General features: G+C 40.6%; 10 protein-coding genes. 4 read left to right on the top strand and 6 right to left on the bottom strand.

Annotation, left to right across the window (positions count from 1 at the left end; all coding sequences use genetic code 11):
• Positions 1–120: 120 nt before the first annotated feature.
• Positions 121–792, bottom strand: coding sequence for a TetR/AcrR family transcriptional regulator (locus J576_RS08655; protein WP_002053829.1), 672 nt, complete (start codon positions 790–792; stop codon positions 121–123).
• 196 nt (positions 793–988) lie between these two features.
• Between J576_RS08655 and J576_RS08650 the strand changes: the two genes are divergently transcribed.
• Positions 989–1,822, top strand: coding sequence for an SDR family NAD(P)-dependent oxidoreductase (locus tag J576_RS08650; protein WP_002053911.1), 834 nt, complete (start codon positions 989–991; stop codon positions 1,820–1,822).
• Positions 1,823–1,878: 56 nt separating this feature from the next.
• On the opposite strand, the gene J576_RS08645 is transcribed toward J576_RS08650, so the two are convergent.
• The 5 genes from J576_RS08645 to J576_RS08625 all read right to left on the bottom strand — a co-directional run bounded on the left by J576_RS08645 (position 1,879) and on the right by J576_RS08625 (position 7,019).
• Positions 1,879–3,246 (bottom strand): MATE family efflux transporter, encoded by a 1,368-nt coding sequence (locus J576_RS08645; RefSeq protein ID WP_002053737.1) that lies wholly within the window; start codon positions 3,244–3,246, stop codon positions 1,879–1,881.
• 105 nt (positions 3,247–3,351) lie between these two features.
• The gene (locus J576_RS08640) at positions 3,352–4,506 is read right to left on the bottom strand and encodes a pyridoxal phosphate-dependent aminotransferase (RefSeq protein WP_002053934.1); all 1,155 of its coding nucleotides are present in this window, start codon (positions 4,504–4,506) and stop codon (positions 3,352–3,354) included.
• A gap of 27 nt (positions 4,507–4,533) precedes the next feature.
• Positions 4,534–5,844, bottom strand: a complete 1,311-nt coding sequence (locus tag J576_RS08635; protein WP_002053988.1) for a DUF445 domain-containing protein — start codon at positions 5,842–5,844, stop codon at positions 4,534–4,536.
• Positions 5,845–5,857: 13 nt separating this feature from the next.
• Entirely contained in the window at positions 5,858–6,421 is a 564-nt protein-coding gene (locus J576_RS08630; RefSeq protein WP_002053890.1) for a CC0125/CC1285 family lipoprotein, read from the bottom strand.
• Between the two features lie 58 nt (positions 6,422–6,479).
• Entirely contained in the window at positions 6,480–7,019 is a 540-nt protein-coding gene (locus tag J576_RS08625) for a DUF924 family protein (protein WP_002053742.1), read from the bottom strand.
• Between the two features lie 168 nt (positions 7,020–7,187).
• Here J576_RS08625 and gshA point away from each other — a divergent pair, with 168 nt between their 5' ends.
• The 3 genes from gshA (at position 7,188) to J576_RS08610 (ending at position 12,768) form a co-directional block, all read left to right on the top strand.
• Entirely contained in the window at positions 7,188–8,765 is a 1,578-nt protein-coding gene (gene gshA, locus J576_RS08620) for a glutamate--cysteine ligase (RefSeq protein ID WP_002053847.1), read from the top strand.
• Between the two features lie 14 nt (positions 8,766–8,779).
• Complete coding sequence (locus J576_RS08615) at positions 8,780–9,295, top strand: disulfide bond formation protein B (RefSeq protein ID WP_002053747.1); 516 nt, start codon at positions 8,780–8,782, stop codon at positions 9,293–9,295.
• 167 nt (positions 9,296–9,462) lie between these two features.
• Positions 9,463–12,768: a type VI secretion system Vgr family protein gene (locus J576_RS08610; RefSeq protein ID WP_033855555.1), complete on the top strand. Its 3,306-nt coding sequence runs from the start codon at positions 9,463–9,465 to the stop codon at positions 12,766–12,768.
• The last annotated feature ends 3 nt before the right edge of the window (positions 12,769–12,771 follow it).

Here is a 12,771-nt window from a genome sequence, read left to right as displayed (position 1 = left end):
GGCAAGCACATGACCGAATGATGACAGGGATGCATAAATTTTCTTAAAGCCATTCAATATGTTAACAGTTTGCTTCCTACTAGGTTTTTAGCCTTAAAGCAGTGTCAAAAAACTTTAATATTATTTTGAAACTTGTGCCAACAAAGACAAGAAAACGATACGGCAGGCTGTTAAAACTTGTTCAAGAGATTGCTCAAAGCCACCCATGACCCATCGAATCGCAATTTGAGTCACATATCCGTTTAAGCCCGTTGCAATTAAAGAGAGTTCATTTTCCTTGTGCTGTATTTGCGGCATGGTCAGCATAACGAACGCTTGAATCATACGGTCAAACTGGGCAAGGGTTTCTTGAATCGTTGCCTGATTATGTAACTCCTGAACCAAGACGGCATCCACATAGACAATACGAGCTAATCTTGGGTCATCTTTTAAGGTTGTCAGTAGCGCTCTTAACCCTGCATCGACCATTTTTTCTGGATCTGGTGCAGCCTTAATCACAGCTTGCATTAAGTTTTGCTGTAATTCTTCAATCATTTTTAAAAAGATAGTTTGGAATAAATCCTCACTCTTTTTAAATGATTCATAAAAATAACGTTCAGTGAGTTTTGCTTCTTGGCAGACATCTTTTACCGTCACTGAAAAAAAGCCAAGGGTTCCATAAGTCGCAATACCGGCTTCAATGAGTTTTTCGCGGCGTGCCTCTTTGCGCTCAGACAGAGATAATCCTTTGAACTGGCGTTCTTTACCCGCAGTTTTTGTTTTCTTTTTATTGGTTGAGTCGTTTGTCGCCATAAATAAATGGTTTCCTGATTTATCGGTTTTTCAGCAAGTATGAGGCTTATGATAAAGCTGTCAGCAGAATTGTGCCAATCTATCTGAAATTACAGTGTACTATATTGACAATGAATATTGTCAAAATTATATTAAAAGAGTCTAAAGTGCACATGCAATGAACCGGTTGTGCAAATCGAAAAACAAAGGATGGACAATGAAAAATTTTAAAAACAAAGTCGCTGCAATCACAGGTGCAGGTTCTGGCATTGGGCAACAATTAGCAATTCTGTTGGCGAAACAAGGCTGCCATCTTTCATTAAGTGATATTAATGAAAAGGGTTTAGAGAAAACTGTTGAGCTATTAAAACCGTACAGTAATATTACTGTAACAACTAAAAAGTTGGATGTTTCTGATCGTGAAGCGGTAAAGCAGTGGGCACAGGAAACCGTTCAAGATCATGGTTCTGTTAATCTCATTTTTAACAATGCTGGTGTAGCTTTAGGTTCAACTGTAGAAGGCGCAAGCTACGAAGATTTAGAGTGGATTGTTGGAATTAATTTTTGGGGCGTGGTTTACGGTACCAAAGAATTTTTACCGTTCATTAAGCAAACTCAAGATGGGCACATTATTAACATTTCGAGCTTATTTGGTTTAACAGCTCAGCCAACTCAGTCTGGCTATAATGCAACCAAATTTGCGGTGCGTGGATTTACCGAATCGTTACGCCAAGAGTTAGACATTGAAAAATGTGGCGTAAGTTCGCTATGTGTACATCCTGGCGGCATTCGCACCAATATTGCTAAAGCTGCAAAAATGAATGACAGTTTGAGTAGTTTGGGTATGGACCCAGCTAAATCTATTCAAAACTTTGATAAATTCCTACGTACCCCACCAGAAGAAGCAGCTCGTCAAATTCTAGATGCCGTTTTGAAAAATAAACGCCGTTTATTGATTGGTAGTGATGCAAAATTTCTTGATGCACTTCAGCGTTTGTTCCCAACTGGATATCAACGTGCTTCAACCGTTGTAACCAAATGGATGAAATAAGATTTAAATTAAAAAAGCCATCAATTGATGGCTTTTTTAATAAGGCTTAAGCTGTTTTAAATAAGAACTTTGATCTTCTTTTTCTTCCAGATAAACTGGTAATACAAGCCTTGAACGATACAAAGGCTCACAAATGCCAAGGCATAAGCAATCCAGATTCCTTTAAGCCCCCACATTGAGCTAAACCAGTAAGCGCATGGGATTTCAATTAACAAAATAGCCGAGATATTTAACAGCATTGGGACGGTAACTGTACCGCTGGCTCGCATGATTGATGCAAAAATAGCACCTGCACCAAAAAATAAAATTGCCCAAAGTACAATAAATAAGAGCTGCTGTCCTAATACCACCACAGTTGGGTCGGTAATGAATAAGGCCATCAAATATTTTGAAAATAGATAGCCAAGTGCAATTAACACACCTGTGAATAAAAAGTTCATGCCTAAAGCTGTGCGGGTGACACGTGCGAGTAAGTCTGACTTACCTGCACCAATTGCTTGAGCTGCAAAAATTGAAGCTGCAATTGAGATAGACAAAGCAGGGAACTGTATATAATTGAGTACTTGGTTGACGGCACCATAGGCAGCTGTGGCATGAGCGCCAAAGCGGTTAACTAAACCTACAATCACGAGTCCCGCCATAGAGGTGGTAATCATTTGAATACCAGTGGGAACACCCAGACGTAAAATAATCTTGCTCAGTTCTGGGTTGTGGCGGATATGCTGCAAAAGCTGGCGGTTCGGTCGAAGAGGGTGCTTTTTCTTATTTAGATAAATCGCAAGAAAAATTAAAATCGCAATATAACTAATAATTGATGCTATAGCGGGTGCAATAATCCCTAGAGTAGGGAAGCCAAAATAACCTTTAAGCAAAATTGGGGTAATAATCACACCGATTACACTGGTTAAAGCCAGTGCCAGTAAGGGCGTGGTGCTGTCACCTACACCACGTAAAATTGAGGTATAGATAATATAAACAAATAAAAGTGGACTACCTGCGAGCATCCATCGCACATAAGGTAAAGCAAGATGCATCACCTTGGGGTCAGTACCTAAAAGCTCTAAAATATCATGGGCGAAGAATGCCCCAATAATCGCGGTAATGACTCCCCCAATGATGGTCATAAAAAGAGTAGAACCCACCACACTTTGAACTTTTTCTATATCCTGCGCGCCCCATGCCTGTCCAACTAAAACAGTAGTACCAGTTGAAACTCCAATAATAAAGGCAAGTAGTAAAAACAAAATGGGGAAATATACAGAGACGGCGGCAATTGCATCGACACCCATCATTTGTCCAACAAAGATGGTATTAATGGTGCCAGATAAATTTTGCAAGATATTGGTAGCAATGAGCGGCAATAAGAAAACAAAAAATGTTTTCCATAGATTTTGCTGATGTATTAAAGACTGTCTTGGTGGCATGTGTTCTCCATCGCCCATCTCTTTGATGAGCGGGGCGGACATTCAACTTAGCATATTTAGTTGAAATTTCTTGTAGTGTTTTACTATGCTAAGTTTCTAAATTTATTAACATTCATTCAAGATTTCTCCTGCTTTTTGCAATGTTTCATCATTTTTAGCAAAGCAGAAACGAATCAGGCGTAAAGACTCAGGTGCTTGTTGGTAAAACACTGAAACAGGAATAGCCACAATTTTATGTTGCTCGGCAAGAAACTGGCACATTTCAACATCGTTTAAGTCGGGTCTAATCTGACTGTAATCAAGGTTTTGGAAATAAGTCCCTTGAGATGGTTTAAATAAAAAACGACTATTGTGAATTGCCTGATTAAAACGATCTCGTTTAGTCTGATAAAACTGTGAAAGTTCCTGAATATGTTCTGGATGTTGCTGCATATATTGCGCAAGCGCAATCTGACAAGGGGTCGTACCACAGAAATTTGCATATTGATAAATTTGCCGGAATAGACGCATTAATTCAGGTGCAGCAACACAGTAACCAGTTTTCCAGCCTGTCACATGAAAGGTTTTTCCAAAAGAGCCAATCACAAAACTACGTTCTCTAAGCTCTGGAAAATGCAACGCGCTAAAGTGCTGTTGACCATCAAAAACTAAGTGCTCATAGACTTCGTCGGATAAAACCAAAATATTTTTATCTTGAATCAGTTCAATGAGTTCTAACCAGTCCTGTTTTTCCCAGATGGTACCAGTTGGATTGTGGGGTGTATTCACCACAATCATACGGGTTTTATCGTTAATCAAATCTTTAACTTGTTGCCAGTTCACTTTAAAGTCAGGTGCTTGTAGAGCAATACGAACAGCTTTACCGCCTGCTAACTCGACAGAAGGTCCATAGCTGTCATAACTCGGATCAAAAATAATGACTTCATCACCTGCATTGATGCAGGCTTGTATGGCACAGAAAATAGCGATGGTCGCGCCAGGTGTAATCGTGATCTGGGTTACAGGGTCAAGTTGAAGTTGATCACGCTGTTGAAACTGTAAAGCAAGCTGTTCACGTAATGCGAGAATGCCATCACCAGGTGGGTACTGATTGTGCCCAGCCAAAGTTGCCTGTGAGAGGGCTTCGAGCAAAGCAGGAGGGGCTGGAAAGTCTGGGAAACCTTGTGAAAGGTTAAGTGCACCCAAGCGCTGTGCCATTGCCGTCATCGTACTAAAAATAGTCACCCCTTGTGCGGGCAATTTTGACTGAAGCTGTAGCATGTTGTTCTCTTAAAGAAATTATTGAGGTTATAAAATCGATTCAATCGCTGCGCGGATTACACCTAGAGTTAAACCGATAAATGCACCAACTACAACGCCATTTACGCGAATCATGTGTAAGTCGCCACCGACTTCATTTTCAATTTTTCCAATCATTTCACGTGAGTCCCATTCATGAATGCGCTCACTCACATAGCGTATGATTTTATGGCTATATTGATCCGTAAAGTTCATGGCAAGTCCTGTCATTTCTTTGTTGAGAACTTCGCGTACTTTTACATTTTGGACAAGGTTTTCACCCAATTGCTGAATGGCAGCTCTCAGGTTCATTGCAATGCCGGAGTCTTCTTTCATTAAATCCGCTTTAATGGCATCACATAAAATGGTGACAGCACCACTAATGAAATTTAAAACTTGTGGACTATCTAGCAGTGCATCCTTACCACTATTGAGACGTTGGCTGGCAACACTGTCAGGATTTGCTAATTCGAGCATAAGCGAATGGGCAATAGTTTCAATTTCCTGTCGCCATGGGTGCTCGTGGTCGGCCAGCATGGATTCTACTTTTTCAACCAGTGAGTCAATAGTACGTTGCTGAACATCAATACCAATCCAGCTTGCACCTTTTGCAAGTGACCAGACACCCAGTGCTTTAAACATTTTTCGGGTTAATTCACGAGTTTTATCTGGGTTTTGTACCACCCACTCATGCGCGATATCGAGACCACGCTGCAATACATCTTGGTGGAAATCATTCTCCAATACTGCACGCAGCATTTCACTCGCAAGTTTATTGACTTGAGTGTTACGCACCCATTGCACGCTGTTGTTTTGCACGAAATTGGCAATTTGTTCTTGGCTCACAAATTCAAAAACTTTAGGTACAGTTTGCTGAATAAGCTGTACCACTTGCGTATTGTTTTGTGGGCTTGCTAGCCATTGACCAATGGCAAGGCTTAGGTCAGTTTTTTCTAAGCTTCGCTCTACCACTTGAGGTGACAGAAAGTTTTCCTGCACAAAGCGGCCCATTGACTCTGCAATACGGGCCTTATTGCGCGGAATAATTTCGGTATGATCCCGCAAAAATTTAGGGATAGGAAGCTTACCAAATGGGTTTCGAAACAGGACGGTAATGGCATACCAGTCTGCGAGTCCACCCACTACGCCAGCTTCCGCACCTAACATCAAAATATGAATTAAGTTTGTATACTCAGGCAGAAAGCGATTGGCAATCAATAACCCAATCCACAGCACTACTACAATAACAAGCGCCATGGTAGCGAAATATTTGCTGCGCTTCAGATTGGGTGCATGGTGTACTTCTTCTGCCATATTCATACAGTCATCCTATTCATTTTTGTTTTACTGGCGGCTCAGGCGGTGGCAACAACTCTCCTGTCGGACTTAAGCCATATTTTTGTCCGATAGATTTGAGAATTAACGTTGCATCAAAAGCGTCCTGTGGAGCTTGCTTTTGATCCTGATAACATTCAATAGTATACGACACTTGAACAGGGTCGATATTGACCACTTGTGGGAAATCATAGAACGGATCATGCCAGAAACCCGGATAACGACGCCCATAACCATACGGATAAAAACTCGGTGCAGCTGGATAAACCACAGCCTGACGAGGTGGTTTTTGGCTTTGATTACTTGGGTCATTTTGTACTTTAAAAAAGCGGAAGCCTTTTTGTACGGTCGTTTGTGCTGATTTCACCAAGGTAATTTCTTCAGCTGTTCCATAGCTCATGTTTGAGTCAGCTTGGAAACTGATTCGAAACGTTTGAGCATTTAACGGATAGGCTGAAAACTGGCCAAGCTGATCGAAGGTTTTTGGTTTGCTTGGTATAGTTGAACAAGCACTTAGAGTTAAGGCAGTGCCTAAAGCTAAACAAAGAGAGAGATATTTCATGGTGAACTCCCAGCTGAGCATGGAAGAATAGATGACTCAGCATTAAAAAAGAGAAGTCTTAAAAACTACTGTTCGGTTCTAGTAAAAATTCGGTTTCCTCTGGTGTTGAAACACGTCCAAGGATGGCATTGCGATGAGGATAACGTCCAAAGCGATCAATAATCACTTTATGCTTTTTCTCAAAGCTTAAATTAATTTCATTGCCGAGGCGTTGAAATAATTTTAAAGCAAACTCATGGATCAATTTTGATTCACTATGCATAAATGGCATATACAAAAATGAGCGCTGGTCAGGATTAAGCTGTGCATCGAGTTGTAAGCTAATTGCTTCTTGTGACAGAGCTAAAGCGAGGCTGTCATACGCAAAAGATTCAGGTTGATCACGATAAATGTTGCGAGAAAACTGATCTAGCACAATAATCTCTGCAAGACGACCTTCTGGGGTTTTCCGCCAAGACCAAAGTTCTGCTCGAGTTGCGTGCTGATGAATATCTGCAAATTGATCACGGATTTTTTTGTCAAAATCATCACTTTTTGCAAACCAAAGTGAACGGTGTTCAGGTGAAAACCAGAAGTTTAAAATGTCTTGATCGTTCATGATATTGACAACTCTTTAGCAATTATTCTTCAATAAAATCACAATTCTTTCGTGTCTTAAATAACAAGATTGTGATAAAAATTGCCAAACCGAAATGATGTGATCATATCAATATCCATATCATGTCACGATTTTGTATATAGTGATCTTTTATAAGCGAGCAAATGCATGAGTCAACCCACTACACCATCTCAATCAGTTATTCCTGCTTGGGTGGATTCGTCGCTACTACAAGGCATGTTACGTGGAATAGAACGTGAAAGCCTACGTATGCAAAGTAATGGGTTCTTATCACAAGAGTTACATCCAAAGGCATTAGGTTCAGCTTTAACACATCCGAAAATCACCACAGATTATTCTGAAGCGTTGATGGAGTTTATTACCTCACCACAGCCAACCATTGAGGATGCCCTACATGAGCTCACCGATATTCATGCCGTTGTGCATCGTCATTTAGAAAATGGTGAAAAGCTTTGGCCCTTGTCTATGCCATGTATGCTAGATGACAACGAAGAACGAATTCGATTAGCTCAATACGGTACTTCTAATATTGGTCGTTTTAAGACACTTTATCGCCGTGGTTTGGGTATTCGTTATGGTCGCCGTATGCAGACCATTTCAGGCGTCCACTATAATTTATCTTTTCCCGATTCTCTTTTTTCTGCCTTGCAGGAACATGAAACTGACGAAAAATTAAAAGCACTCAGTCTGCAAGATTATCGTAGCCACCGTTATTTTGGGCTTATTCGTAACTTTATTCGTCTGACCCCACTGGTTATGTTCTTAGTCGGGGCGAGTCCATCGGTTTGTCGTTGTTTCTTGACCGGACATGAACATCATTTGTTGCCTTTAATCAAAGGGTCATACTATTTACCGTATGCTACAGCATTACGGATGGGACGTTTAGGCTACCAGAACTCGGCACAAAAAAGTTTAGGTATCCATTACAACAACTTATCTGGTTATCTGGCTGGTTTACAAAAAGCAGTACATTCTCCTTACCCGCCATTTAGCCGTTTAGGGTTAAATGATGCCTCTGGTGAACCGTTGCAAATTAATGATCATGTTTTACAGATCGAGAATGAATATTACAGTCTCGTGCGTCCAAAACAGGTCCCGCACGCGGGAGAAACACCGTCTCAAGCCTTGAAAAATCGAGGAGTGGGTTATGTTGAACTTCGTGCAGTGGATGTAAATCCATATTCACCAATTGGTGTAAATGAAACAACAGCTGGTTTTCTTGAGGCTCTGGCGCTTTATTGCTTGCTCAGTGATAGCCCTGAGTTGTTATGTCCCGAGCAAGATTTGATTGAGAAGAACCAGACAGAAGTGGTCAATCGTGGCCGAGCGCCAAATGCGACGATTACTGATTTAAACGGGTCTTACCATATTGAAGATTGGGCACGTCAGCACATTTCTAATATGCAGGACTGTGCCAAGTTACTCGATCAGACCTATGCGACAGATCTGTACAGCTCGGCTTTGACCGTGATGCAAGAACGTATTGATGAAGTAGATGAAACACTATCTGCGCATGTGATTGATGACACGTTAAAGCATGGTGGAACCTGGAGCTTTGGCAGTCATATGGCACAGATGCATGCTGAAAGTTATGAAAAGCATGAAATCAGTGCAGAGACTTTGCAATATTTTGAACAATTGGCTGCACAATCTTTACAGCAGCAAGAACAACTTGAACAAGATAGTCAGATCAGTTTTGATCAATATCTTGAACAATATAGATAAAAATGAGGTTTTACATGCGATTAAGTTACCGTTTGGTGAGTGGACTGCTTGTACTGGCAAGCATTGTCGGCATGTCTTTTGCGTTATATTTGGAACATGTAAAAGGGTTAGAGCCATGTCCGCTCTGTATTTTTCAACGTGTTGGCTTAATGGCAATGGGGTTTGTGGCGCTCATTGCATTTTTGCATAACCCGGTTTCTAATGCGATTAAACGCTTCTATGCATTTTTAGCAGGCATTGCAATTTTATGGTCAGTGGGCGTTGCAGGCCGTCATGTTTGGTTACAGCATTTACCACCAGACCAAGTACCAAGTTGTGGACCAGGTTTAAATTATTTAATCGATGCATTACCCATGAAAGCAGTTTTACAAGAAGTGCTTTCTGGTTCAGGTGAGTGTGCTGCAATTGACTGGACTTTTTTAGGTCAGTCTTTACCAGTATGGTCTTTGGTTTATTTCCTTTTACTTTTACTGGTCTGTTTATGGCAGTTATTCCGTTTTTATCCGGCATTTAAGACGGCTAAAAAGTGAATTTAATATGATTAAAAAAAGCCCAACTTAAGTTGGGCTTTTTTTAATCATATTCGAACAAGTGAAAATATAAGAAAAATTGATAGAAATAACGCATAATTTTGTAGACAGATAGTTCTGTTTTTTATAAAGTGCAGCCGTTTATATATCCTAATGATTATAAAAAAATGGTTTTTAATATATTTAGTGTCTTGGAAAAAATAGGGCTAAATGCTCAGAAACGTGCTATCCATGTACAATTTTCTAATGAACTACTCAATAACCAAATATTCTTACAACGTATAGAAGGTCAACATCAGTTGAATGGTGGCCTAATGGCGGAATTGATCTGCCTTTCAACCAATGCCCAAATTGCATTGAAGCAATTTATTGGCGTTCAGGTCGCTGTTGATCAGGTCACAGATTCGGGCCAATTGTTCCGAACCACAGGTATTGTGACTGAAGCCAGTTATGGACAAAGTGATGGTGCTTTAACGCTTTATAAGCTGACTATAGAAGATGCGACAAATTTATGGCACAAACGCCGTAATAGTCGTGTTTTTATGAATAAAAGTATCGTAGAAATTACCGAAGTTTTATTTAAAGAGTGGCAAGAAAAAAGTCCACTGTTTGCTGCGAGTTTAAGTTTAGACTTGGGTGGGTTAAGTCAAAACTATGATATTCGACCTTTTACTATGCAGCATAATGAGTCTGACTATGACTTTCTTACACGCTTATGGCGAAGTGAAGGTATTAGTTGGCTCATTGATGAAACAGAGCTTTTTGTTCCGCATTTTACCGCGCCAATACAAACTCAAAAACTAAGATTAATTGATGACAATAGCCAGTATCAGGCTTTAGAGCGTCGTAGTATTCGCTATCACAGAAGTAGTGCAACCGAATATCAAGATAGTATTACTGGCTTTGTTGCAGTACGGAGTTTGCAACCGACAGCGGTACATGTGCAGCGCTGGCAACCCGATGCCCTTGCACAAGAAGAGGGTAATGGTTCGGTTATTACCACGCATACACATTCAGACAACTTCGACTCAGCCACTTTAAGTCTTGAGCAGGCTTGGCACGTAAGCCCTGCTTGGATGCAAGATTTAAATGGGGAAGATCAGGCAACCGCTTCAGGCAGTAGTCAATTAGAAAAACTAAATCAACATTTCACCGATATGCATGCGAGTCGGGCTAAATACTTTAAAGCCTATAGTAGCGTTCGTGATAGCCAAGTCGGCTATTGGTTTAATCTACGCGAGCACCCTGAAATTGATCAGCATGAAGGGGCAGATCAAGAGTTCCTAATTATTGCTAAAAACTTTTATAACCAAAATAACTTACCTAAAGATTTACATCAGCAAGTTAGCCAGTTATTAACCCAAAGTCGTTGGGATCAACAGGGTTATGATGATATAGAGCGTCAAGGTAATGAACTGACCCTAATACGCCGTCAAATCAAAACTGCACCTGAATATAATCCAGAGCAACATCGCCCAATTGCCTACCCACAAAGAGCGAAAGTCGTGGGGCCACAAGGAGAAACCATTCATGTCGATGAATGGGGACGCATTAAAGTACGTTTTCTATTTACCCGTAGTGATGATCATGGCCATGATGGTGGTGCAGGTAGCAATGACAATGATACCGACTCGGCTTGGGGGGATGTACTGACTCCTTGGGCAGGAGAAGGTTATGGGGCACGTTTCTTGCCGCGTATTGGTGAAGTGGTTGTTATTGACTTCTTTGACGGCAATATTGACCGTCCATTTGTGACTGGGCGCATCCATGAAGCGCAGCGCTCACCCACTAAGTTCGATGTAAAAGGGCAACTTCCTGCAACTAAAAAACTGAGCGGGATTCGCAGTCAGGAAATCAATGGCAGTGGCTTTAACCAATTACGTTTTGATGACACAACCGGGCAAATCAGTACCCAACTCCAAAGTAGTCATGCAGCAACACAGCTGAATTTAGGTAATTTAAGTCATCCAAAAGAACACGAGACGAGCCAAGGCCGTGGTGAAGGCTTTGAGCTCAGAACAGATGCTTGGGGAGCTGTGCGTGCGGGTAAAGGCATGCTCATTAGTACCTATGCACAAGAGCAAGCGATTGCAGATCATTTAGAGGCTGCACAAGCACAATCTTTACTTTCACAAGGCTATGAAAGCATGAAAATGCTCAGTGAAGTTGCAGCCAAACAACAAACTGATGCTTTAAACGTGATTAATCGCTTACCCAAATTCATCCAGTCGCTTGAGCTAAAAACCACAGGTCAGGCATTAAATAGTACGGTAAATCTGTTTAAGGAAGGCATTAATAACGACCCTATTCATGCACTCAAAAGCTGTGGCGGCTTTATTGAGGATATTGGTGCTCTAGGCGGAAACGCAAAAGGCGTTGTAGATGAATTTAATGCTTTCTTTAGCGATGCCAAAGATGCGGTGGAAAACTTAAAAGCATTCATCGAAAACGTTGAAGAACATGGTGCCGACATCGTTAAAGGTAAGCTTGCAAGCATTAAAGATCGTATTCATAAAAATCCATTTGAGAGTATTAAAGAGGTCGGAAAAGTCTTAGCGAATGTCGAGACTAAGGACTTTGACCTAATGAGTGTATGCGGAACTTTTAGTAAAGGCAGTAAATTGGAAGTATCACCTTCTAAAGCATTGAGTTCTTTACAAGGCTTTATGGAGGGTTATACCCAAGGTTTAGAAAGTAGTTCCGATACTAAACAGCAAGAACAAGGCAAAATCTTTAGACAAGCCTTAATGCTATTAGCTTCACCAAATGGCATTGCCTTGACGACACCTGAAAATATTATTTTGCAAGCATCGCAAGATATTGCTGAAAGTGCCAGCGGTTCTATTAATTTGAGTGCGCAAAAAAATATTATTGGGCACGCACAAGACAAAATCAGTTTGTTCGCTGCTCAAAAAGGTTTGCGTGCTTATGCAGCAAAAGGAAAGCTCGAACTGCAAGCACAAGATGATGCTATTGAAGCAATTGCCAAGAAGGTCATTAAGCTCATTTCTACTGAAGATAAAATCGAGCTTACGAGTCCAAAAGAAATTGTATTAACGGCAGGGGGATCACAGCTTAAAATTAATGCCAATGGCGTTTTTTCAACAACAGGCGGTAAGTTTGAAAGTAAAGCTGGGCAGCATTTGTTTACGGGTGGGGCCAAGGTTTCTTATGAGGTTCCTAAGATGCCTAGTTCTTTTGATTATAGTAATAGAATTGATTTATATAAGATGTTTCAATGGAGTGATTTCGAAAATATTAAATATAGTGCGATTTTTGAAAATCAAAGAGTTACGCAAGGGAATTTAGATGAATTAGGAAGAACAGAAAGATTCAAGAGTAGTACTCCTGACAAAATGAAGGTTTTAGTGGGATATAGTGCTGATAAATGGCATAAAGAAACAGAAGAGTTTGAGGATTTTGAGGACTATGAAATCCATAATGATTCTAATTTAAATAATAATTCTAATTAGGGG

Source organism: Acinetobacter sp. 766875 (genome assembly GCF_000582055.1).
GTDB classification, from domain to species: domain Bacteria; phylum Pseudomonadota; class Gammaproteobacteria; order Pseudomonadales; family Moraxellaceae; genus Acinetobacter; species Acinetobacter nosocomialis.
This window is presented reverse-complemented; position numbering and strand designations above follow the sequence as displayed.

Excerpts from the sequence above, each read along its gene's own strand:
- J576_RS08655 (WP_002053829.1), bottom strand. The coding sequence starts at position 792 with ATGGCGACAAACGACTCAACCAATAAAAAGAAAACAAAAACTGCGGGT.
- J576_RS08650 (WP_002053911.1), top strand. The coding sequence starts at position 989 with ATGAAAAATTTTAAAAACAAAGTCGCTGCAATCACAGGTGCAGGTTCT.
- J576_RS08645 (WP_002053737.1), bottom strand. The coding sequence starts at position 3,246 with ATGCCACCAAGACAGTCTTTAATACATCAGCAAAATCTATGGAAAACA.
- J576_RS08640 (WP_002053934.1), bottom strand. The coding sequence starts at position 4,506 with ATGCTACAGCTTCAGTCAAAATTGCCCGCACAAGGGGTGACTATTTTT.
- J576_RS08635 (WP_002053988.1), bottom strand. The coding sequence starts at position 5,844 with ATGAATATGGCAGAAGAAGTACACCATGCACCCAATCTGAAGCGCAGC.
- J576_RS08630 (WP_002053890.1), bottom strand. The coding sequence starts at position 6,421 with ATGAAATATCTCTCTCTTTGTTTAGCTTTAGGCACTGCCTTAACTCTA.
- J576_RS08625 (WP_002053742.1), bottom strand. The coding sequence starts at position 7,019 with ATGAACGATCAAGACATTTTAAACTTCTGGTTTTCACCTGAACACCGT.
- gshA (WP_002053847.1), top strand. The coding sequence starts at position 7,188 with ATGAGTCAACCCACTACACCATCTCAATCAGTTATTCCTGCTTGGGTG.
- J576_RS08615 (WP_002053747.1), top strand. The coding sequence starts at position 8,780 with ATGCGATTAAGTTACCGTTTGGTGAGTGGACTGCTTGTACTGGCAAGC.
- J576_RS08610 (WP_033855555.1), top strand. The coding sequence starts at position 9,463 with ATGGTTTTTAATATATTTAGTGTCTTGGAAAAAATAGGGCTAAATGCT.